This is a genomic window from Pedococcus sp. (assembly GCF_036000045.1).
Taxonomy (GTDB): Bacteria; Actinomycetota; Actinomycetes; order Actinomycetales; family Dermatophilaceae; genus Pedococcus.
In genome coordinates this window covers 36,118-57,519 of sequence record NZ_DASYGF010000014.1, presented here as the reverse complement: position 1 = coordinate 57,519, position 21,402 = coordinate 36,118, and the positions used below count along the sequence as shown (strand labels likewise).

18 protein-coding genes are annotated in these 21,402 nt (G+C 70.8%); 7 read left to right on the top strand and 11 right to left on the bottom strand.

Features of this window, described 5'->3' with window-relative positions:
* Positions 1–501 precede the first annotated feature (501 nt).
* The 3 genes from VGN50_RS02030 to VGN50_RS02020 are packed head-to-tail and all read right to left on the bottom strand — an operon-like array spanning position 502 to position 5,168.
* On the bottom strand, positions 502–2,388 hold the full coding sequence (locus tag VGN50_RS02030) for an NHL domain-containing thioredoxin family protein (RefSeq protein ID WP_414694520.1): 1,887 nt from the start codon (positions 2,386–2,388) through the stop codon (positions 502–504).
* On the bottom strand, positions 2,385–3,185 hold the full coding sequence (locus tag VGN50_RS02025) for a carbon-nitrogen family hydrolase (protein ID WP_327442964.1): 801 nt from the start codon (positions 3,183–3,185) through the stop codon (positions 2,385–2,387). The genes VGN50_RS02030 and VGN50_RS02025 overlap by 4 nt, the downstream gene beginning before the upstream one ends.
* Positions 3,186–3,188: 3 nt before the next feature.
* The gene (locus tag VGN50_RS02020) at positions 3,189–5,168 is read right to left on the bottom strand and encodes a cytochrome c oxidase assembly protein (RefSeq protein ID WP_327442963.1); all 1,980 of its coding nucleotides are present in this window, start codon (positions 5,166–5,168) and stop codon (positions 3,189–3,191) included.
* A 26-nt stretch (positions 5,169–5,194) separates the two neighbouring features.
* Between VGN50_RS02020 and VGN50_RS02015 the strand changes: the two genes are divergently transcribed.
* The 3 genes from VGN50_RS02015 (at position 5,195) to VGN50_RS02005 (ending at position 8,361) form a co-directional block, all read left to right on the top strand.
* A complete protein-coding gene (locus tag VGN50_RS02015) occupies positions 5,195–6,052 on the top strand; it encodes a maleylpyruvate isomerase family mycothiol-dependent enzyme (RefSeq protein WP_327442962.1) in 858 nt (285 codons plus the stop codon).
* 103 nt (positions 6,053–6,155) lie between these two features.
* On the top strand, positions 6,156–6,659 hold the full coding sequence (locus VGN50_RS02010) for a MarR family winged helix-turn-helix transcriptional regulator (protein ID WP_327442961.1): 504 nt from the start codon (positions 6,156–6,158) through the stop codon (positions 6,657–6,659).
* A 1-nt stretch (position 6,660) separates the two neighbouring features.
* Positions 6,661–8,361 carry an MDR family MFS transporter gene (locus VGN50_RS02005; RefSeq protein ID WP_327442960.1) on the top strand — a complete coding sequence of 567 codons (1,701 nt, stop codon included), beginning with the start codon at positions 6,661–6,663 and terminating at the stop codon, positions 8,359–8,361.
* An 81-nt stretch (positions 8,362–8,442) separates the two neighbouring features.
* Here VGN50_RS02005 and VGN50_RS02000 read toward each other — a convergent pair whose 3' ends face one another.
* The 7 genes from VGN50_RS02000 to paaN form a co-directional block, all read right to left on the bottom strand.
* On the bottom strand, positions 8,443–9,933 hold the full coding sequence (locus VGN50_RS02000) for a dihydrolipoamide acetyltransferase family protein (protein ID WP_327442959.1): 1,491 nt from the start codon (positions 9,931–9,933) through the stop codon (positions 8,443–8,445).
* 16 nt (positions 9,934–9,949) lie between these two features.
* On the bottom strand, positions 9,950–10,924 hold the full coding sequence (locus VGN50_RS01995) for an alpha-ketoacid dehydrogenase subunit beta (protein WP_327442958.1): 975 nt from the start codon (positions 10,922–10,924) through the stop codon (positions 9,950–9,952).
* Between the two features lies 1 nt (position 10,925).
* A complete protein-coding gene (gene pdhA, locus VGN50_RS01990; RefSeq protein WP_414694519.1) occupies positions 10,926–12,137 on the bottom strand; it encodes a pyruvate dehydrogenase (acetyl-transferring) E1 component subunit alpha in 1,212 nt (403 codons plus the stop codon).
* A 214-nt stretch (positions 12,138–12,351) separates the two neighbouring features.
* Positions 12,352–13,398 (bottom strand): L-glyceraldehyde 3-phosphate reductase, encoded by a 1,047-nt coding sequence (gene mgrA / locus VGN50_RS01985; RefSeq protein ID WP_327442957.1) that lies wholly within the window; start codon positions 13,396–13,398, stop codon positions 12,352–12,354.
* 48 nt (positions 13,399–13,446) lie between these two features.
* Positions 13,447–14,526, bottom strand: coding sequence for a histidinol-phosphate transaminase (hisC, locus tag VGN50_RS01980; protein WP_327442956.1), 1,080 nt, complete (start codon positions 14,524–14,526; stop codon positions 13,447–13,449).
* A 30-nt stretch (positions 14,527–14,556) separates the two neighbouring features.
* Complete coding sequence (locus tag VGN50_RS01975; protein WP_327442955.1) at positions 14,557–14,937, bottom strand: phage holin family protein; 381 nt, start codon at positions 14,935–14,937, stop codon at positions 14,557–14,559.
* Positions 14,938–14,964: 27 nt separating this feature from the next.
* Entirely contained in the window at positions 14,965–16,689 is a 1,725-nt protein-coding gene (gene paaN / locus VGN50_RS01970) for a phenylacetic acid degradation protein PaaN (protein ID WP_327442954.1), read from the bottom strand.
* Between the two features lie 60 nt (positions 16,690–16,749).
* On the opposite strand from paaN, the gene VGN50_RS01965 reads away from it, so the two are divergent.
* Genes VGN50_RS01965 through VGN50_RS01950 form a run of 4 tightly spaced genes read left to right on the top strand, consistent with a single transcriptional unit; the run spans position 16,750 to position 19,936 of the window.
* Positions 16,750–17,934 (top strand): 3-hydroxyacyl-CoA dehydrogenase NAD-binding domain-containing protein, encoded by a 1,185-nt coding sequence (locus VGN50_RS01965; RefSeq protein WP_327442953.1) that lies wholly within the window; start codon positions 16,750–16,752, stop codon positions 17,932–17,934.
* A complete protein-coding gene (gene paaI, locus VGN50_RS01960) occupies positions 17,931–18,353 on the top strand; it encodes a hydroxyphenylacetyl-CoA thioesterase PaaI (RefSeq protein ID WP_327442952.1) in 423 nt (140 codons plus the stop codon). Before VGN50_RS01965 ends, paaI begins: the two co-directional genes overlap by 4 nt.
* Positions 18,354–18,357: 4 nt before the next feature.
* The gene (gene galE, locus VGN50_RS01955; RefSeq protein WP_327442951.1) at positions 18,358–19,374 is read left to right on the top strand and encodes a UDP-glucose 4-epimerase GalE; all 1,017 of its coding nucleotides are present in this window, start codon (positions 18,358–18,360) and stop codon (positions 19,372–19,374) included.
* Position 19,375: 1 nt separating this feature from the next.
* Positions 19,376–19,936, top strand: a complete 561-nt coding sequence (locus VGN50_RS01950) for a low molecular weight protein-tyrosine-phosphatase (protein WP_327442950.1) — start codon at positions 19,376–19,378, stop codon at positions 19,934–19,936.
* 348 nt (positions 19,937–20,284) lie between these two features.
* Here VGN50_RS01950 and VGN50_RS01945 read toward each other — a convergent pair whose 3' ends face one another.
* Positions 20,285–21,316, bottom strand: coding sequence for an aldo/keto reductase (locus VGN50_RS01945; RefSeq protein WP_327442949.1), 1,032 nt, complete (start codon positions 21,314–21,316; stop codon positions 20,285–20,287).
* Positions 21,317–21,402 lie beyond the last annotated feature (86 nt).

Genomic DNA, 21,402 nt, shown 5'->3' with positions numbered 1-21,402 from the left:
CCGTCTCCTCGACTGTAGTCCCCAGGGGCCGTGACCTGCGGGAACGCCCCGGGCCGGATCGTGAGGATCATGTCAGCGGAGTGCAGAGTAGTCGGTGGTCGTGCTGTTAACGCACCGCACTGGCCACCCGCTACCACGCGTGCGCAGCCCATCACTGGGACCGACCCTATGCATGGACCGAGCCGCATCACCAGCACCCATGGGCGCGCGGCGGCACCACCGACCTGCACCTCGCGGTACCCCTGTGTGGGCACCACCATCGGCTCATCCATCACCGCGGGTTCGACCACCACATCGACACCGATCCGCGCGGGATCAAGTCAGACAGCTTCCACCGACGATCCTGAGCGGCGCTGGCCCTCTGTCCCTGAGCGGCCCTGTTCCAGCGATCCTGTGGCGGCGCTGTTCCAGCGGTCCTGGGCGGCGCCGACCTACGCCCCTGTGGGGTCCGCCCACTCGGCGCCCCCACGACGCCCGCGGGGCGATGACGCGGCGTGCTGCTCAGACGCCGCGCAGGTCGAGCTCGAGCTCGCCCGGGGCGCCATCCACCAGTACGAGCGGGATACCCCAGTCCTGCTGGTAGAGGTGGCACGCCGCATGCTCTGGCACTTCGCCGGTCTCGGGATCGCCGTCACACGAGGCCGCTTGTACCGAGATGTGGAGCACCCCGTCACCGGCCGTGGGATCCAACACCAACCGTCGCGTCAGCCCCTCCGCACTACCGGCTCCCTCGCGAAGCAGGCCCTCGGGAGTCGCAGACACCATGAGGCGGGTCGGGTCGCCCCACCGGTAGTCGAGCTTCTGACCGGTCGGCGGGGTGAAGTTGACCCGGAGCAGGAGCGCGCCCGGGGCCACCTCGGTGCGGGGGCGCTGAGTGCGATGGGCCGCCCCCTCGACACGTTGGGCCTTGTCGGGCAACGCGATCCGCACGAGCTGATGCGAGGCGGACTCGACGACGACCAGGCGACCCCGGCCGTCGGGGTCTCTCTCGACCACCGCATCGGACGGCTCGCGGAGCCCCGTGGCCAGGGTGCTCACCTCACGGGTAGCGGGGTCGAACCTGCGGATCGCGCCGTTGTACGTGTCGCTCACCCCGACCGAACCGTCGGGCAGCACCGTGACGCCGAGCGGGTGCTGCAGGAGCGCCTCGTCCGCCGCGCCGTCCCGGTGTCCGAAGTCGAACAGTCCTTGCCCCACATGGGTCTCCACCACGAAACCGTCGTCGGTGACGTCCAGTGACCGCAACGCAGACGTCTCGGAGTCGGCGACCCACAGCCGAGCGCCGTCCTCCGAGACGGCGAGACCCGACGGCTGGGCGAACCACGCTTCGTCGGCCGCCCCGTCGCGGATACCCTCGGCCGACGTGCCGCCGAGGACGGCGACGGTGTTCTCGGCCGGGTCGGTCGCCAGGTGGAGCGCCCACAGCTGGTGCACGCCGGCCATCGCGATGACGACCCGGTCGATGAACCACGCCAGGTCCCACGGCGTCGAGAGGTCCTGCCTGAGCGCCGGACCCCCTCCGGAGCGCTCGCGGAGCTGGTGGCCGGTTCCTGCCAGCAACGTCCAGGCACCGTCGGCGAGGTTCAGTCCCTTGACCTGATGGTGCACGGAGTCGGCGACGACCACGTCGTACCCCACCCGCGCCGCCGTGGCCGGAGGCAGCACCAGCACGCCCTGGGGCTCCGCCAGCCCTGCCGGCCCGTCACCCGTTCCACTCGAACCGCCCGCGCCACTCGCACCACCGAACCGGCGACGCTCGGTCTCCAGGTCGGGCTCCAGCCAGACCACCTGGTGGTGCGCGGTGTCGGACACGAGGAACGAGCCGTCCGGCAGCACCGCCGCCTTGCCCGGGAACCGCAGCGCGGTGTCGGCCGGTTCCGGCGCGGCATACGGGGAGTCGCCGAGGCGCAAGGTGCCCTTGGCGCGGTGCTCCTCGATGAGCTCCTCGACCAGCACAGAGAGGCCGTGGGCATGTCCCTCACCCGACATCGAGGCGACGATGTACCCCTCGGGGTCGATGACCACCAGCGTTGGCCACGCGCGCGCCGTGTAGGCCTGCCAGGTCGCGAGCTCGGGGTCGTCGAGGACCGGATGGTGCACGGCGTATCGTTCGACGGCCGCTGCGAGGGCATCGGGGTCGGCCTCGTGCTCGAACTTCGGCGAGTGCACGCCGATGAGGACCAGGGAGTCGGCGTACTTCTCCTCCAGCGGTCGCAGCTCGTCGAGGACGTGCAGGCAGTTGACGCAGCAGAACGTCCAGAAGTCGAGGACCACGATCCGCCCACGCAGGTCGGCCAACGACACCTGTCGGCCGCCCGTGTTGAGCCAGCCGCGACCGACGAGCTCGGGCGCGCGCAGCCGCGCCACCACCCGCGTCGAGCCCATCACAGCCGCCGGTCCCGCAGTACGGGGAACTGCTCACGCCAGGCCGTCACGGCATCCAGGTCGATGTCGACGCTGAGCACCTCCTCGCCCGCTCCCGCCATCGCCAGCGCCTCACCGGAGGCGGTGACCACCTGCGAGTGTCCGCCCATCGCTGTGCCGGCATGCGTCCCCGCGGTGTTGCACGCGATGACCACGCACTGGTCCTCGACGGCACGAGCATGGGCGAGCAGCGTCCAGTGCCGCACGCGCGCCGCGGGCCACGCCGCGGGCACGATGAAGACCGTCGCCCCCGCGTCGAGCTGGCGGCGGTACAGCTCGGGGAAGCGCAGGTCGTAGCACGTCGACAGCCCGGCCTTGCCGACACCGCCGGGCAGGTCGACGAGGACGATGTCCTCGCCGGGGTCCATCAGCTTCGGCTCCCCCGCCCCGAAGCCGAACCGGTGGATCTTGCGGTATGCCGCGAGCAGGCCGCCGTCCGGACCGTAGACGAGCGAGGTGTTCCAGAGCCCGTGCCCGTCGAGCCCGACCTCACCGGACGACGGCCGCTCGACGATCGAGCCCGCGTGCAGCATGACGCCGGCGTCTCGGGCCGCGGCAGACATCGCGGCGCCGATCGAACCGCCGACCGGCTGCGCGCGCGCCTCCCAGTCGCGATAGGCGAACCCGCCGGGCGCCCACAGCTCGGGCAACACCACCAGGTCGTGGCCTGCCTGCCCTCGGACCAGGTCAGCCACCCGCGAGACGCGGTCCTCCGTCGGCTCCTCGTCGCCATAGGCCACCTGCACCACTGCCACTCGCATGGTTCAGCCTCTCCGCTCGGACTGCTGCTTCAGCTGGGCCAAGTGTGCGTTGTAGGCCACCAGCGTGGCATCTCCGTCGCGGTCGGCCTGCCGGTCGGTGCGCCGGGTCTCGGCCCGGTCGCTGCGCACCCATGCCACCGCCACGAGCAGGGTGAGCACGAGCGTGGGCGCCTCGCCGATCCCCCAGGCGATCGCGCCGGCCTCGTGCTGGTCCTTGAGTGGCTGCGTCATCCACGACAGGTGGATCGCCTCGAAGAACCCGGGCGCCAGCAGGGTGGTGCTGCTCGTCATGACCACCCCGAAGAACGCGTGGAACGACATGGTCGCGAAGAGGATGACGAGCAGCATGAGCGGCGGCCACTTCTTGGGACCGGGGTCGATGCCGATGAGGACCCAGGCGAACAGGTACCCGGTCGCCAGGAAGTGCAGGATCATCAGCACGTGCCCGGTGTGCGTGCGCAGTGCCAGCTCGAACAGCGGCGAGTAGTAGAAGACGGCGAGGCTGAAGAAGAACAGCACCGCCGCGACCACGGGGTTGGCCAGCGTTCGCAGGGCTCGGGAGTGGACCAGCTGGAGCAGCACCTCGCGCGGCCCCCACGTCTTGTCCCGGCGCGCGGGCAGCGCCCGGAGGGCCAGCAGGATCGGACCCGCCGGCACGAGCAGCACGGGCACCAGCATGGCCACGACCATGTGCATCACCATGTGAGCCGAGAAGAGGACGGCTCCATAGACCCCGGGCGCCGCGCAGGTGGCATAGACGAACACCGCCCAGCCCAGCACCCAGAGGATGGGGCGGTGGACGGGCCAGCTGTCGCCGCGCCGGCGCAGCTTGACGACACCGGCGAGATAGAGCCCCACGGCGACCAGGGCCAGGCTCAGCCAGAGCCAGTCCGTCCGCCAGGTCGTGGCCCAGCTCGACCCGACCAGCGGCGGTGGCGCCGGGTAGCCGGTCAGCGAGAAGGCCGGCGTCGCATCCCGCACTGGGGAGTCCGGCGCCGGCGGGGCGCTGCGAGCGAGCGCCACGGCGGTGCCGACGGCCACCCCCATCACCGTCAGCTCGGCCACGAGCAGCCGCACGAACGCCGCCGTCGAGCCGTCCCGACCCAGACGAGGCAGCAGCGAGCGGCGATGCCGCCACCCGGCATACCCGAGGACGAGCAGGGCCGCCGTCTTGACCAGGACGAGCGCGCCATAGCGGGTGGCGAGGTCGTTCCAGCCGTCCAGGCGCAGGACGGCACTCAGCACACCCGATGCCGCGACCGCGCCGTAGCACCACCCGGCGAGCACGGAGAACCGCGAGGCCGTGGGGGCCAGGTCCGCCCCGAGCGAGGCACCGGTCATGGCCAGGGCCAGGACGCCGCCCACCCAGACACTGACCGAAACGAGGTGGACGGCGAGCGCGTTGACGGCGGTCGCGTGGTCGCCGGACGCTGCCGCGTGGCCGGTCAGCGCCAGGGGCAGCAGGGCCAGCACCGAGCCGAGGGCGAGCCAGGCCATCGTGGACCTGGCCCTGGCGACCAGCGCGCCGATGGAGACCACCGCGGCGGCGATGGCCATGATGAGGATGACGCGGGTCTGCTCGAGGGAGAACGCGAAGGTCGCGAGCTGCGACCCGAACGACGGGTCGGTCAGCGGTACGCCGATGAGGTCCGCCATCTCCAGCACAGCACCGGCGATGCCCGCGAGCGCCCACAGCCCGGCAGCCAGCGCAGCCAGCCTGGTCGCAGTGATGCGCCGGTTCGTGCGGGTCGTCTCCGGGACGAGGAAGGCGGCATGGATGAGCAGGCCCACGGTGGCCGCGGCGGCCAGGTCCTGCACGACCCTCGCGTAGAGCAGCGCCCAGCGGACGAAGGCGCCCGGGTCCCCGATCACGGGGGCGGCGGCCGCCCCGCCCAGGGCTGCCAGCAGCGGCAGCGCGGCCAGCCCGGCGACCACGAGCACCACCCCGGGGAGTCGGGCGGGCGCAGTCGACGGCAGGCTCATGGGGACAGCGTAAGTAGGGTGGGGGCATGCCTCTGCACCCGGCAGCCCCGGAAGACCTCGCTGGACTCGTCTCGGCGTACCAGCAGACCGTTCAGGCGGTGGTCGACCTGGGACGTGCCTGCACCGACAAGGACTTCGACCGGCCGACCGCGTGCCCGGGCTGGTCGGTCAAGGACCAGATCTCCCATGTCGTGGGACTGGAGTCCTGGCTGCACACCGGTGAGGTGCCTCGCGTCACCGTGCCCGACTACGCCCATGTGCGCAACGAGCAGGGCGCCTTCGTCGAGCGGGCCGTCGAGCAGCGCCGCGCCATGGTCGGCAGCAAGGTCGTCGACGAGCTGGAGACGGTGCTCGGCAAGCGCGTGGAGCAGTTCAGCGCCCCCGGGATGACCCTGGAGACGGTGGTCCGGGGCGCCTTCGGCCCCAGTCCCGCGGGTCAGAGCCTGCGCCTGCGCATCCTCGACATCTGGACCCACGAGCAGGACATCCGCCAGGCCCTGGGCCGCCCGGGCAACCTCGACTCCGGCGGTGCGGCAGTGTTCATGGACGTCCTGTTCTCGCAGCTGCCCAAGCTGGTGGCGCGCAACGCCGGCATCGAGCCAGGCAACGTCGTCATCGTCGACGTGACCGGTCCGGTCATGGGCCGGGCCGGTGTCTGGGTCGAGGAGGGCGAGGAGGGCGGCAAGGCGCGCGGCATACCCCTGTTCTCCGGGGTGGCCCACGACGGGGACCCGCTCGACGTCTTCACCACGATCACCCTCTCGACCGACGCCTTGACGCGGCGGGCGGCCGGGCGCGGCACGGTGGACGACATCCACTTCACCGTGCACGGCGACGAGGGCGTGGGCCGGCGGGTGCTCGAGAACCTCGTCTTCGTGCCCTGAGAGGCGGCGCCTCGCCTCGCTTTATTTGCATCATACAAACACCCTGTGATATTTGTATGTCGCAAGCAAGTTCATAGCTCGACGGTTCCACCAGAGGTTTCTCATGTCCGACCACTCCATCGAGCGCGACACTGCGCAGCGTGTCAGCTTCGGCCTCATCCGCCTGATGAAGCTCATGCAGGCCGTCCGCCAGCACGCCCCCCGCATCCACCCCGCCGTGGACGCGACGGCCTACCCCGTCCTGTTCAACCTCGCCGCAGAGCCGCGGCGGGTGTCGGCCCTCGCCGAGTGCGTCCACTCCGACGTCTCGACCGTCAGCCGCCAGGTCAGCACCCTGGTGGGACACGGACTCCTGGAGAAGGTCAGCGATCCCGACGACGGGCGGGCCCAGGTGGTCCGGCTCAGCGACGAGGGACAGGCCCTGCTCGCCGACATCGCCCAGCAGCGCACCGAGTGGTTCCGCACGCTCATGGACGACTGGACGCCCGACCAGGCCCGTGACTTCGCGGCCAGCCTCGAGCGCTTCGGCGCCGCGGTGGAGGCCTCCGGCGAACATCAACCCGCACGACGCACCCCCCAACCGACTCTCAACTCCCCGGAGAACTGACATGGCAGCCACCGCCCCGGCGCGGCCCGACGGACCCCTCACCCATCGCCAGATCCTGACGATCCTGGTGGGCCTCATGATGGGCATGTTCCTCGCCGCCCTCGACCAGACGATCGTCGCCACCGCGATCCGCACGATCGCCGACGACCTCAAGGGGCTCGACCAGCAGGCGTGGGCCACCACCGCCTACCTGATCACCTCGACGATCGTCACCCCGCTCTACGGCAAGCTCTCCGACATCTACGGTCGCAAGAAGTTCTTCTCCACCGCGATCACGATCTTCATCCTCGGCTCGATCCTGTGCACCTTCGCCACCTCGATGCTGCAGCTCGCCTTCTTCCGGGCCTTCCAGGGCCTGGGCGCGGGTGGTCTCTTCTCCCTCGCGCTGGCCATCATCGGCGACATCGTCCCGCCTCGTGAGCGCGCCAAGTACCAGGGCTACTTCCTGGCCGTGTTCGGGACCTCGAGCGTCCTCGGCCCCGTCGTCGGCGGGTTCCTCGCCGGGCAGAGCAGCATCCTCGGCATCACCGGCTGGCGCTGGGTGTTCCTCGTGAACGTGCCGATCGGCATCGCGGCCCTGGTCGTCGTCTCCCGCACGCTCCACCTGCGCCACACGCGTCTCGACCACCGCATCGACTGGTGGGGGGCCGCGACGCTCACCATCGGCCTCGTGCCCCTGCTGCTCGTCGCCGAGCAGGGCCAGGACTGGGGCTGGGCCTCGGGCCGAGCGTTCCTCTGCTACGCCATCGGCGCCGTCGGTGTGATCGCGTTCCTGCTGGTCGAGCGCGCCATGAAGGAGGAGGCGCTGCTCCCGCTCACGCTGTTCCAGGAGCGCACCGTCGCGGTCGCCTCAGGCGCCTCGGTCCTCATCGGTATGGCCATGTTCGGCGGCCTCGCGTGCCTGCCGCTGTATCTGCAGATCGTCAAGGGGTCCAGCCCCACGAAGGCGGGCCTGCTGTTGCTGCCCTTGACGCTGGGCATCATGGGCGGCTCGATCATCTCGGGTCAGATCATCAGCCGGACGGGCCGCTACCGCGTCTTCCCCATCATCGGGTCGGCCCTGCTGGCACTCTCGCTGTTCGTGTTCCACTACGTCCACGCAGACACCCCGCTGTGGCAGACCATGATCGTGATGGTGTTCTTCGGGTTGGGACTGGGCTTCAACTTCCAGCCCCTGACCCTGGCCGTCCAGAACGCCGTTTCACCGCGCCTGATCGGGGTCGCGACCTCCTCGGCGACCTTCACCCGTCAGATCGGTGGCACGCTCGGCACCGCCATCTTCCTGTCGATCCTGTTCTCCACGGTGCCCAACAAGATCACCTCAGCCATGCAGAGGGTCGCCCCCACCAAGGACTTCCAGGCGGCCCTGCACGACCCGGCCAACGCGGCGTTCGCCAAGAGCTTCGCGGCGTCGCAGTCCGGCGGCCCGGGAGCGGCCGGTTCCTCGGGCGGCGTCCTGAAGGACTCCTCGTTCCTCAACCACCTGGACCCCCGTCTGGCCAAGCCGTTCCTGCAGGGCTTCTCCGACTCCATGGACCTGGTGTTCATCGTCGGGGCCGGCGTGATGGTGGTCGGGTTCCTCGTGATGCTGCTGCTGCCTCACGTCGAGCTGCGCGGCGGGTCGGCCTACTCGGAGCGTGGTGCCGCTGACCGGGCGGATGCCGAGGCGGCGACCGCCGCGACGGTGACCCCGGCCCACTGACCCGAGTCACCCTCCCCAACGAGTCGAGGTGAACACGCCGGCCATCGCCAGCGTGTTCACCTCGACTCGTTCCTCTTGGCGCTAGCCCCAGACGAGGCCTCGCGCCGGGTCGGCCAGGATCGCCCCGACGTCCGCGATGAACTTGCTGCCGAGCTCGCCGTCGACCAGTCGGTGGTCGAACGACAGCGCCAGCTGGGTGACCCAACGGGGCTCGATCGACTCGGTGCCGTCAGCCGCCTGCACGACCCACGGCATACGGCGGATCGCCCCGAACGCCAGGATCGCCGACTCGCCCGGGTTGATGATCGGGGTGCCGGTGTCGACCCCGAACACGCCCACGTTGGTGATGGTGATCGTGCCGCCCGACATCTCCGCGGGCTGCGTGCGACCCTCGCGGGCGGTCGCTGTGAGCGCGCCGATGGCATCGGCGAGCTCGCGCATGGACATCCGGTCGGCGTCCTTGATGTTGGGGACGATCAGCCCACGCGGGGTGGCGGCCGCGATCCCCAGGTTGACGTAGTGCTTGACCACGATCTCCTGGTTGGCCTCGTCCCACGTGGCGTTGATCTCGGGGTGGCGTCGCACGGCCACGCACAGCGCCTTGGCCAGCACCAGCAGCGGCGTGACCTTGACGTCCTTGAACTCGCGGTCCGCCTTGAGCCGCTCGACGAGGTCCATGGTCGCCGTCGCGTCGACGGTCACCCACTCGGTGACATGGGGTGCGGTGAAGGCGGAGCCCACCATGGCCGCGGCCGTCATCTTGCGGACGCCCTTGATCGGGGTGCGCGTCTCCCGCTCGCCCGCTCCCTGCACGACCGGCGCGTATGCCGGCTGGCCGGCACGCTCGGCGGGTGCACCGCTCGTGGCACCAGAGGCATGCGCCTCGACGTCGGCCCGGCTGATGATGCCGCCCTCGCCGGAGCCGGCGACCTGGGTCAGGTCGACCCCCAGGTCCTTGGCGTACTTGCGCACCGGTGGCTTGGCGAGCGCGCGGCCACCTCCCTCGCGGGCCACAGGCGCGGCGGGCGCGGGGACGGCTGGAGCCGGGGCGGCGACCGCGGGCGCGGGGGCCGCAGGAGCCACAGCCTGCACCGCCCCCTTGCGGGGGCGCCGCTTGGCCTCGGTCTGCTTGACGCCGTAGCCGACGAGCACGGCGGTGCGACCGGTCGAGGTCGTGCCCCCGATCTTGCCCTCCTCGATCTCCTCCTCGGCAGCCGCGGCGCGAGCAGCGGCCTCGAGCTTGGGAGCCGGAGAGCCCTCCATGCCGGGCTCGACGGCGCCGGCCGGAGGTGCGTCGTGGACGGACGTCGGGGCGCCGGCGCCGCTGCCACCGGAGGTGTCGACCGCGATGATCGGCGTGCCGACCTCGACGGTGTCGCCCTCGTTGACCAGCAGCGACGTGACCGTGCCGGCGAACGGCACCGGCAGCTCCACCAGGGACTTGGCGGTCTCGATCTCGACGACGATGTCGTTGACCTTGACGGTGTCGCCGACCTTGACGTTCCAGGTGACGATCTCGGCCTCGGTCAGGCCCTCACCGGGGTCAGGAAGCTTGAACTCGCGTACTGACATTGGTTTCGAGCCCCTCTCAGAAGGCCAGCGAGCGGTCGACGGCGTCGAGCACCCGGTCGAGGTCGGGGAGGAACTCCTCCTCGAGCTTGCTGGGTGGGTAGGGCAGGTTGTATCCACCGACCCGCAGCACCGGGGCCTCGAGGTGGTAGAAGCAGCGCTGCTGCAGCTCGGCCGCGATCTCGGCACCCATGCCGAGGAACGTGGACGCCTCGTGCACCACGACCGTCCGACCGGTCTTCTCCACCGACGCCGCGACGGTGTCGAGGTCGAGGGGGCTCAGCGAGCGCAGGTCGATGACCTCCAGGTCCTTACCCTCGGCCGCAGCCGCCTCGGCTGCCTGCAGGCAGGTCTTGACCATGGGGCCGTAGGCGACCAGCGTCGCGTCGGTGCCCTCGCGGCATACCTGCGCCTTGAGCAGCTCCCGCGGAGCGGCACTCTCGTCCACCTCGCCCTTGTCCCAGTAGCGGCGCTTGGGCTCGTAGAAGAGCACCGGGTCGTCGCTCTCGATGGCCTGCTGGATCATCCAGTACGCGTCCTCGGCGTTGGAGCAGCAGACGACCTTGAGGCCGGCGGTGTGCGCGAAGTACGCCTCGTTCGACTCACTGTGGTGCTCGACTGCGCCGATGCCGCCACCCACGGGGATGCGGATGACCATCGGCAGCTTCACCTTGCCGAGCGAGCGCGCCCGCATCTTGGCGACCTGGCTGACGATGTGGTCGAACGCGGGGTAGATGAACCCGTCGAACTGGATCTCCACGACCGGCCGGTAGCCGCGCAGCGCCATGCCGATGGCGGTGCCGACGATGCCGGCCTCCGCGAGCGGGGTGTCGATGACCCGGTCCTCGCCGAAGTCCTTCTGGAGGCCGTCGGTGACGCGGAAGACGCCGCCGAGCTTGCCGATGTCCTCACCCATGAGGACGACCTTGGGGTCGCGCTCCATGGCGGCCCGCAGGCCGTTGTTGATGCCCTTGGCAATGGTCATGGTGCCCATGTCAGTGGCTCCCCTCACCCTCGAAGCCGGCATGGTAGGCAGCGAACTCGGCGCGCTCGGCCTCGACCAGCGGGTGAGGCTCGACGTAGATGTGGTCGAACATCGAGTCGCCACTGGGGTCGGGCATGCTCAGGCAGCCCTCGCGGACCTCGGCGGCGAGCGCGTCCGCCTCGCGGTCGATGGCCTCGAAGAACTCGTGGTCGGCCTTCTTCTCGTGCACCAGGTAGGCCTTGAGCCGCTCGATCGGGTCGCGGTGTTTCCACACCTCGACCTCCGCGGAGACGCGGTACTTCGTCGGGTCGTCCGAGGTCGTGTGGGCACCCATGCGGTAGGTGTAGGCCTCGACGAAGGTGGGGCCCTGTCCAGAGCGGGCGGCGTTGAGCGCCTGGGTGGCCACGGCATAGACGGCCAGCACGTCGTTGCCGTCCACGCGCACACCGGGGAAGCCGAAGCCGCGGGCGCGCTGGTAGAGCGGGATGCGCGTCTGGCGCTCGTTGGGCTCGGAGATGGCCCACTGGTTGTTCTGGCAGAAGAAGACGACCGGCGCGTTGTTGACCGCCGCATAGACGAACGCCTCGTTGACATCGCCCTGGGCGCTGGCTCCGTCACCGAAGTAGGCGATCACCGCCGCGTCGCGCTCGGCGTCGCCCGTGCCCACGTCGCCGTCGCGCTGGATGCCCATCGCGTAGCCGGTCGCGTGCAGCGTCTGCGCGCCGATGACGATCGTGTAGAGGTGGAAGTTCTTCTCGTTGGGGTCCCAGCCACCGTGGTTGACCCCGCGGAACAGGCCCAGCAGGTTGAGCGGGTTGACCCCGCGGCACCAGGCCACGCCGTGCTCGCGGTAGGTCGGGAAGGCATAGTCCTGGGGACGCATGGCGCGGCCGGAGCCGACCTGGGCGGCCTCCTGCCCGAGAAGCGAGGCCCAGATGCCGAGCTCGCCCTGGCGCTGCAGGGCGGTGGCCTCGGCGTCGACCCGGCGGATCAGGACGAGGTCGCGGTAGAACCCGCGCAGGTCCTCGTCGCTCAGGTCCTCGAGGTAGTGGTCGTACTCGGCGTTCTCGACGCGCTGACCCTCCGGGGTGAGGAGCTGGACCATCTCGGGTCCGCCGTCACCCACCTCGGGCACTGGGGCGATGAGCTCGGCCAGCACGTCGTCCTCGGCGGGACGGGTGCTGGCTGCGCTGCCGGAACTGGCGACTGCGTTGTCGCTCACAGGCACTCCTTCTTCCTCCGGTGCCGCGGATGACGGCATCGTCGGCTCGGGCCGCGGTCACCCGGGCGGGGTCTCCGCTGCTGGATCATGCGGCAGGCTGGTCCCGCCGTGGGTGACGGCGTTCACATGTGGGCCTTGCTGCGCCCAAGATATCCGCCTCACCGAAAATCTCAGAATCCGGACTCCTCCACACCCCGGCCAGCGAGGGAGTGGGTCAGGAGAGCTGGGACTGGGTGCGCCAGAGGTCGATGCCCGCCTCGACGGCGTCGCGGTCGATCTGCTCCAGCTCGGCGTCGGAGAACCGCAGGTTGGCCACGGCTGCCGCCGAGTCCTCGAGCTGGGCCACAGACGAGGCGCCGATGAGCACCGAGGTGACCCGCTCGTCGCGCAACGCCCACGCCAGCGCCATCTGCGCGAGCGACTGCCCACGCTCCTGCGCCAGGTCGTTGAGCTTGCGGACGTGGGTGAGGGCCTCGTCCGACAGCAGGTCGGGCGACAGGGACTTGCCCTGGCTCGCCCGCGAACCCTCCGGTATGCCGGCGAGGTACTTGTCCGTGAGCATCCCCTGCGCCAGCGGGCTGAACGCGATGCAGCCGATCCCGCGCTCGCCGAGGGTGTCGAGCAGGCCTCCCTCGATCCAGCGGTTCACCATCGAGTACGAGGGCTGGTGGATGAGCAGCGGGACGCCCATCTCCTCGAGCAGGTCGGCGGCGCGGGCGGTGAGCTCAGGGCCGTAGCTGGAGATCCCGGCATACAGCGCCTTGCCCTGCTTGACGATGGACGCAAGCGCCCCCATCGTCTCCTCGAGCGGGGTGTCGGGGTCGGGCCGGTGGCTGTAGAAGATGTCGACGTAGTCGAGGCCGGTGCGCTGGAGCGTCTGGTCGAGGCTGGCGACCAGGTACTTGCGCGAGCCGCCGTCGCCGTAGGGCCCCGGCCACATGTCCCAGCCGGCCTTGGAGCTGATGACGAGCTCGTCGCGATAGGGCTTGAAGTCTGCCGCCAGGTGGCGGCCGAAGTTGGCCTCCGCGGCGCCGTAGGGGGGCCCGTAGTTGTTGGCCAGGTCGAAGTGGGTGATGCCGATGTCGAAGGCGCGCCGCAGGATCGCGCGCTGGGTCGCGAACGGCTTGTCGTCACCGAAGTTGTGCCACAGGCCCAGCGAGACAGCAGGCAGGCGCAGGCCGCTCTGGCCGACCTTGCGGTAGGGCATGGGGCCGTAGCGGTCAGGGTGGGCGAGGTACGGGGGGAGCCAGGTGTCGACCATGGCGCCCAGTCTGCCTGCCGTCGTGGCCGGCGGCAGCCCGGGGCCCGGCTAGGAGCCGAGGAACTCCCCGGCCACCCGGATGAGGGTGTCGTTGGCATCCGTCTCGCCGATGGTGGCGCGGACCCCGTCGCTGCCGTACTGCCGCAGCGTCAGCCCGGCCTCCTGGGCGGCCGCGGCGAACTCGCCGGAGCGCTCGCCCAGCCCGAACCAGACGAAGTTCGCCTGCGTGTCGGGGATCGACCACCCCTGGCCGCGCAGCGCTTCGACGACCCGGGTGCGCTCCGCCACGAGGGCGTCCACCCGCTCCTTGAGCTCGTCGAAGGCCGCCAGGGAGGCCACCGCCGCGGCCTGCGCGATGGAGCTCACGCCGAAGGGCACTGCGGTCTTGCGCAGAGCCGCGGCCACGGGTGGGTGCGCCACGGCATACCCGACGCGCAGGCCGGCCAGGCCGTACGCCTTGGAGAAGGTGCGCAGCACCATCACGTTGGGGCGGTCGCGGTAGAGCTCGAGGCTGCGGGGTGCGTCCTCGCCGGTGACGAACTCGACGTAGGCCTCGTCGACCACCACGAGCACGTGGCTGGGGACGGCGTCGAGGAACCGCTCCAGCTCGGTGTGGGTCACCATCGGGCCGGTGGGGTTGTTGGGCGTGCAGACGATGACGAGCTTGGTGCGGTCGGTGACCGCGGCGAGCATGGCGTCGAGCTGGTGCCGGGCCTGGTCGTCGAGGGGGACCTGGACGCTGGTCGCCCCGGCCAGCGCGACGACGATCGGGTAGGCCTCGAAGGACCGCCACGCGTAGACGACCTCGTCGCCGGGGTCGCAGGTGGCCTGGACGATCTGCCCGAGCACACCTACAGACCCCGTGCCGGTGGCCAGGTGCTCAGCGGGCACGCCGAGGCGGTCGGCCAGCGCCTGCGTGAGCGCGGTGACCGCCATGTCGGGGTAGCGGTTGACAGCGCCGGCGGCGTCGCGGATGACGTCGAGCACCGACGGTAGGGGCGGGTAAGGGTTCTCGTTGGAGGAGACCTTGTATGCCGTGACCCCCTCGGGCGCGGACGCAGGCTTGCCGGGGACGTAGGCCGGCACCTGGTCGAGGGCCGCGCGCAGTCGGACGTCGCTGTCGCTCATGGGGTCACTGTATGCGGCGCGTCGGCGGGCTCACTCGTCGCTGTCCGGGATGACCCAGTGCAGGATCATCGAGACGACCGTGATGACCAGGGCGCCGAGGATGGCGTCCCAGAAGAAGTGCCGGATCGTGAACGAGAGCCCCAGCGGCTGGGAGAGCCACTCGGTGAGCTGGAGCATGAAGGCGTTGACGACGAACGTGAACAGCCCCAGCGTCAGGATGATGAACGGGAAGCTGAGGAACTTCGCGATCGGCTTGACGACGGTGTTGACGAGCCCGAAGACGAGTGCCACCAGGATGACGGTCCCGAACGTCGAGCCGAGCTTGCCCCCGCCGAACGAGATCCCCGGGACCAGCCACGCCGCGGCCCACAGGGCGATCGCGTTCACCGCGATCTTGATGAGGAAGCGCATGCCCCGATGGTGCCAGAACGGCGGCGTCTAGACGTGGCGGCGGGAGGTCACCACCCTGAACCGGTTGGCCACGAAGGCCGCGTCGACGTAGGCCGCGTTCGCCGCGGGGTTGGCGCCCGTGCCGTGCAGGTCCGAGAACGCCGCCGTCTGGTTGACGAACACCGGCCCCGTGAGGTTCTCCGAGAGCGCCACTCCGGCATCGGCCGCAGCGTCGCGTGCCGCGTCGAGCACGTCCTCGGACGTCGAGTAGACCGCCGCCGTCATCGCCCCGTGCTCGCGCACCGTGTCGCGGAACTGCGCCAGCGACTGGTCCGTGCCGGCGGTGGCGATGAGGAAGCCGACCGGCCCGAAGCACTCCTGGGTGTAGACGTCCTCACGGCTCGCGTCCATGCTCACCAGCCCCGGGGCCCGGACCACTGCCTCGGGGTATGCCGGGTGGGTCACCTCGCGCGAGTCCAGCACGACCGTGCCGCCCGCCTCCTCGGCGAGGGCAGCCAGCCCGGCGGCGTTGGCGCGCACGCCGTCGTTGACCGTCGCGCCGAGCAGCTCCACGGCCTTGGCATCGTCACCGGTCAGCTTGCCCACCGCCGCCGCCAGCCGGGCCCCGAAGTCCTCGAACGACACCGTCCCCTCGTCCGTCGCGATCCCGTCACGCGGCACGTAGAGGTTCTGGGGTGTCGTGCACATCTGCCCGGAGTACAGCGTCAGCGAGAACGCCAGGTTGCCCAGGACCCCACGCAGGTTGTCGGTGGAGTCGACGACGACGGTGTTGACCCCGGCCTTCTCGGCATAGACCAGCTGACCGCGAGCGGCGCCGTTCTCCTCCAGCCAGGCGCCGAACGCGGGCCCACCCGTGTAGTCGACGATCCGGACCTCGGGCCGCTCGGCGAGCACCTTCGCGAGCCCCTCGCCAGGCGCGTCGGGGGCGAGCTGGACCAGGTCGGCGCTGAAGCCGGCGTCCGCGAGCACCTCGCGGCATACGGCGACGGAGAGGGCGAGCGGCAGCACCGCCCGCGGGTGCGGCTTGACCACGACGGGGTTGCCGGTGACCAGGGACGCGAACAGGCCCGGGTAGCCGTTCCAGGTGGGGAAGGTGTTGCAGCCGACGACGACAGCCACCCCGCGGGGCACGACGCGGTAGTCCTTCTGCATGCGGATGGGGGCCGGGTTGCCCTGCCTGTCGCGCCCGGGCTTCTCCCACACCACGGAGGCGGGGATCCGCTCCTGCTCGACGAGGCCTGCAACGATCGACTCGAGGGCGCGGTCCTGCGCGTGCGGTCCGGCCGCCTGGAACGCCATGACGAACGGCTGCCCGGTCGTGTGCATCACCGCGTGAGCCATCTCGAACGAACGCTGGTTGATCCGCTCCACGATCTCGACGCAGACCGCGGCTCGGGTGCGCGCACCGGCGTCGCGCCAGGCTGGCATCGCGTCGGCGGCCGCCGTGAGCGCGGCGTCGAGGTCGAGGTGGGGATAGGTGATGCCGAGCGCAGGCCCGTAAGGCGAGACCTCCTCGCCCACCCACTGACCGTCCGTGCGCACGTCGCCGAGACCGCCGAAGGCGTTGTCCCGCAGCGCCTCGTAGGCCGCGAGCCCGGCCTCCGCGGCCCCCTCGCCGTAGACCCGCGGCGAGGGCGACTCGGGGTACCGCGAGTAGTAGGAGCGGGCGGCGAGCGCCGCAGCTGCCTCGTCGAGAACCGACTGGTGCTTGTCGACGAAGGGATGGGAGGCGGGCGCCGTTGCCGTAGTCATGGCCTCATCGTACGAGCGCGCATCTGACAGTCGAAATGTCGTTCTGCGAGACTGCGTCACATGACGACGCCGCCTGGACCCAGCCATGTCTCCGTGGTCGGCGCGGGCGCGATGGGTGCCGGCATCGCCCAGGTGGCCGCCATGGCCGGCCACCCCGTCACCCTGGTGGACGCCGTCACCGGGGCGGCCGAGGACGGTGTCGCCCGCATCATCGCCGGACTCCAACGCCTCGAGGCCAAGGGCCGGATCGACTCCGCCCGGCTCGAGGCCGTCGCCCAGGCTCTGAGCACGGTGACCCACGTCGCCGAGCTGCCCCCGTCCGCCGTGGTCGTCGAGGCGGTCCGCGAGGACCTGGGCGTCAAGCAGCAGCTGTTCGCCGAGCTCGCCGCCCACCAGCCCGCCGACACCATCCTGGCGAGCAACACCTCGAGCCTGGACATCACCGCGATCGCCGAGGCGGTGCCGGACCCCGCGCGCGTGCTCGGTCTGCACTTCTTCAACCCACCGCCGGTCATGCGCCTGGTCGAGGTCGTGCGGGGCGCGCACACCAGCGACACCGTCGTGACCACCGCCACCGAGCTCATGACGGCCTGGGGCAAGACGCCGGTGCGCTGCGCCTCCACACCCGGCTTCATCGTCAACCGGGTGGCCCGCCCGTTCTACGGCGAGGCCCAGCGCCTGCTGATGGCCGGGGTCGCCGACGCGGCCACCCTCGACGAGGCGCTGCGTCGCGCCGGGTTCCGGATGGGGCCACTGGAGCTCACCGACCTCATCGGCCAGGACGTCAACCTCGCGGTGGGCACGAGCGTGTGGGAGCAGACCGACCATGACCCGCGCTACGAGCCGACCGCCGTGCAGCGCGACCTGGTGGCCGCCGGCCGGCTGGGGCGCAAGACCGGCGAGGGCATCTATCGGTATGCCGCCGACGGCACCATGCGCGACGCCGTACCCGACGAGCGGCGGCTCGAGGAGCTCGTGGGCGGCCCGGTGGAGACCGACCCCGTCGCCAGGACGGTCGCGATGCTCGTCAACGAGGCGGTCGACCTGGTCCACCGCGGTGAGGCCACGGCCGACGACGTCGACACCGCGATGCGCCTGGGGACCAACTACCCCCGCGGCCCGCTCGAGTGGGGCGCCGAGATCGGGTATGCCGTCGTCGCCGAGCAGCTGGCCACCCTCGACCGCGCCTTCCCCGGGGGCCGGTACCGGCCCAGCCCGGCCCTGGCTGCGAGGGTGGACCTGTGAGCGAGCCGCACGACAGCGCCCCAGCCGACCTGAGCCACGTGCTGCGGATGTGGGAGGACGACGAGGCCTCCCGCGCACTGGGGATGGACGCGGTGGTCATCGAGGTCGACCACGCTGTGGTCCGGATGACCGTCACGACCGAGATGGTCAACGGTCACGACATCGCCCACGGCGGCTACATCTTCACGTTGGCCGACTCGACCTTCGCCCTGGTCTGCAACTCGCGAGGACACCTCACCGTGGCCGCCGGCGCGGACATCACCTTCGTGAGCTCGGCCCGGCGCGGGGACGTCCTCGTCGCCGAGGGACGGGCTCGCACGGCATACGGGCGCAGTGGCCTCACCGACGTGACGGTGACCAGGGAGTCCGACGGTGCGGTGGTGGCCGAGTTCCGCGGTCGGTCGCGCCAGCTACGGTGACCCTATGCGCGTCCTCGTCACCGGCGGTGCCGGCTACATCGGGTCCCACACCGTCGTCCAGCTCGTGGCGGCGGGCCACGATGTCGTCGTCGTGGACAACTTCTCCAACGCCAAACCGACCGTCGTCCCCCGGCTCGAAGCCCTGACCGGCGGTCCGCTGGAGGTGCACGCGTTCGACCTGACCGACCGCGACAAGACCGAGTCGCTGTTCAGCGAGCGCCAGTTCGACGCAGTGGTGCACTTCGCGGGGCTCAAGGCGGTGGGCGAGAGCGTCGAGATCCCGCTCGAGTACTACCAGACCAACCTCGACTCCACGTTCGCCCTCGTGCGGGCCATGCAGCGGCACGGATGCTTCCGCCTCGTCTTCTCCTCGTCCGCCACCGTCTATGGCGAGCACGCGCCGGTCCCTATGCGCGAGGACCTCCCGACGTCGGCGACGAGTCCCTACGGCTGGACCAAGGTCATGATCGAGCAGGTCCTGCGCGACGTCGCGAAGACCGACGAGCGGTGGCGGATCGCGCTGCTGCGCTACTTCAACCCGGTGGGAGCGCACGCGTCGGGCACCATCGGCGAGGACCCGTCCGGCATCCCCAACAACCTCATGCCGTTCATCGCGCAGGTGGCCGTGGGCAAGCTCGACAAGCTGCGGGTGTTCGGCAACGACTACGACACCCCCGACGGCACGGCGATGCGCGACTACATCCACGTCGAGGACCTGGCGGCGGGCCATCTGGCCGCACTGACCAGGCTGGGCAGCACCGACGAGCGCGTCTCCACCTGGAACCTCGGCACTGGTCAGGGCACGTCGGTGCTCGAGGTGCTGCATGCCTTCGAGGCCGCGTGCGGTCGCGAGCTGCCCTACGAGATCGTGGGGCGCCGCGCGGGTGACATCGCCGCCTCGTACGCCGACCCGAGCCGGGCTCAGTCCGAGCTGGGCTGGAGGGCCACGCGCACTATCGAGGACATGTGTGCCGACCAGTGGCGGTGGCAGGAGGCCAACCCGCTCGGATACCCGGACTGACATGGCGACTACCCCGACCGGTCCGGCTCGCGCCGCTGGGCCTTACCGCGTCGTCGTCGTCTGCACCGGCAACATCTGCCGCTCGCCGATGGGCGAGTTCATCCTGCGCGAGCGCTTCGCCGAGGCCGGGCTCGGCCACCGCGTCGTGGTCGAGTCCGCCGGCACGCACTCCTGGGAGGTGGGCAACCCGGCCGACCCGCGCACGCTGGCCGTGCTCGAGCGCAACGGCCACGCCGACTTCGGCGGCGCCGACCATGTGGCCCGCCAGTTCGAGCGGGCGTGGTTCGACCAGGTGGACCTCGTCCTGGTGGCCGACCGCGGGCACCAACGCGACCTGACCCGGCTCGCCCGCACCGACGAGCAGCGCGCGAAGGTGCGGCTCTTCCGGTCGTTCGACCCCGAGTCGGCCCGGGCGGGCGACCTCGAGATGGACGACCCGTGGTACGGCCAGGACGACGCGTTCGACCAGACCTATGCCGAGGTCACGGCCGCCGCCGACGGCGTCGTCGACCACGTCCGCCGCGCCCTCGACCACCATCGGAATAGTCGAATCCGCAATTAGGTTCTGCGGGCATGACCACCATGTCGCGCCGAGTCGGGCCTGCGCGAGCTCGTCGCCGAGCGACCCACCGACGGCTACGTGCACCGGCTGCTCGGCCGGACTCTCCAATGGCAGGGACGCCACGACGACGCTCGACAGCACCTGGCCCTGGCCGAGGTCCTGGAGGTGTTCGAGCGGCCCAGCGCCTACGGTGAGCGGAGGGCTTCGGCGCCGCCTGACGCGGGGCGCTCCGGCGGGTGGTCGACCGGCTGTCCCAGACCCTGCTCGAGCACCTGTCCTTCGAGGAGGACGAGCTCGTCCCGGCGCTGGACCGCTATTGCTTCGGCTGAGGGCCCCCGAAGCCGAGGTTCAGCGGCCGCCCTCGAGGTTCCGATCGCGCTGGGCCACGCCGGCGGTCCCGTAGGGGTAGTCGTCGGGACGCGGCGCGCTGACCTCCGAGAGCCTCTGGAGCTGCTTGGCAGAGAGGTCGAGGTCGGCCGCGCCCAGGTTGTCGGTGAGCTGCTCGACCGTCCGCGCGCCCAGGATCACCGAGGTCACGGCCGGCTGGGCTGCCACCCATGCCAAGGCGACCTGCGCCCGCGACACACCGAGCTCGTCGGCGACCTCACCCACTGCATCCACGACGGCCCAGGTCCGTTCCTGGGCGTTGCGCGGACCCCAGGCCTCCATGCCCCGCTCCGGGTCCTCGCCCAGTCGGGACTCGCCCTGGGGTCGCTGGTCGCGCTGGTACTTGCCGGTGAGCCAGCCGCCGGCGAGCGGCGACCAGGGCAACAGCCCGAGACCGGCGTCGAGGCAGGCGGGCACGACCTCGTGCTCGATGTCGCGGACCAGCAGGTTGTACTGCGGCTGCAGCGTCGCCGGCGCGCTCCAGCCGTGCGCCCGAGCCGTCAGCGCCGCCTTGGTGACCTGCCACCCGAGGTAGTTCGAGAAGCCGTAGTACGAGATCTTGCCGGCGGTCACCGCATCGGCGAGGAACCGCAGGGTCTCCTCGATCGGCGTCACGGCGTCCCAGGCGTGCATCTGGTAGAGGTCGATGTGCTCGACCCCGAGGCGCCGCAGCGAGTCGTCGAGCGCCTGGCGCAGATGCCGGCGCGACAGCCCCAGGTCGTTGGGCCCGTCTCCCATCGGGAAGCGCCCCTTGGTAGCGAGTACGAGCTGGCGGGCCTCCGTCGGATGTGCGGCGAGCCAGCGACCGATGATCTCCTCGGACACGCCCTTGCTGTAGACGTCGGCCGTGTCGACGAAGTTGCCGCCGGACTCGACGAACGCCTCCAGCACCGCCCCCGATGCTCGCTCGTCCGCCTCCGAACCGAAGGTCATGGTGCCGAGGCACTGTGTGGAGACGACAGTGCCGCTGTTTCCCAGAGTCGTGAAGCGCATACCTGCCACCGTATGCCGCGGGCCCGACACCCGCGCGCTGTGCGGCTCCGCGGCATACCGGTGTGCGGCGCAGTCGTCGCGCTCTG

Bases quoted from the DNA above. Each gene is read 5' to 3' on its own strand.
- VGN50_RS02025 (WP_327442964.1), bottom strand. From the start codon at position 3,185: ATGCGAGTGGCAGTGGTGCAGGTGGCCTATGGCGACGAGGAGCCGACG.
- VGN50_RS02020 (WP_327442963.1), bottom strand. From the start codon at position 5,168: ATGAGCCTGCCGTCGACTGCGCCCGCCCGACTCCCCGGGGTGGTGCTC.
- VGN50_RS02015 (WP_327442962.1), top strand. From the start codon at position 5,195: ATGCCTCTGCACCCGGCAGCCCCGGAAGACCTCGCTGGACTCGTCTCG.
- VGN50_RS02010 (WP_327442961.1), top strand. From the start codon at position 6,156: ATGTCCGACCACTCCATCGAGCGCGACACTGCGCAGCGTGTCAGCTTC.
- VGN50_RS02005 (WP_327442960.1), top strand. From the start codon at position 6,661: ATGGCAGCCACCGCCCCGGCGCGGCCCGACGGACCCCTCACCCATCGC.
- VGN50_RS02000 (WP_327442959.1), bottom strand. From the start codon at position 9,933: ATGTCAGTACGCGAGTTCAAGCTTCCTGACCCCGGTGAGGGCCTGACC.
- VGN50_RS01995 (WP_327442958.1), bottom strand. From the start codon at position 10,924: ATGGGCACCATGACCATTGCCAAGGGCATCAACAACGGCCTGCGGGCC.
- mgrA (WP_327442957.1), bottom strand. From the start codon at position 13,398: ATGGTCGACACCTGGCTCCCCCCGTACCTCGCCCACCCTGACCGCTAC.
- hisC (WP_327442956.1), bottom strand. From the start codon at position 14,526: ATGAGCGACAGCGACGTCCGACTGCGCGCGGCCCTCGACCAGGTGCCG.
- VGN50_RS01975 (WP_327442955.1), bottom strand. From the start codon at position 14,937: ATGCGCTTCCTCATCAAGATCGCGGTGAACGCGATCGCCCTGTGGGCC.
- paaN (WP_327442954.1), bottom strand. From the start codon at position 16,689: ATGACTACGGCAACGGCGCCCGCCTCCCATCCCTTCGTCGACAAGCAC.
- VGN50_RS01965 (WP_327442953.1), top strand. From the start codon at position 16,750: ATGACGACGCCGCCTGGACCCAGCCATGTCTCCGTGGTCGGCGCGGGC.
- galE (WP_327442951.1), top strand. From the start codon at position 18,358: ATGCGCGTCCTCGTCACCGGCGGTGCCGGCTACATCGGGTCCCACACC.
- VGN50_RS01950 (WP_327442950.1), top strand. From the start codon at position 19,376: ATGGCGACTACCCCGACCGGTCCGGCTCGCGCCGCTGGGCCTTACCGC.
- VGN50_RS01945 (WP_327442949.1), bottom strand. From the start codon at position 21,316: ATGCGCTTCACGACTCTGGGAAACAGCGGCACTGTCGTCTCCACACAG.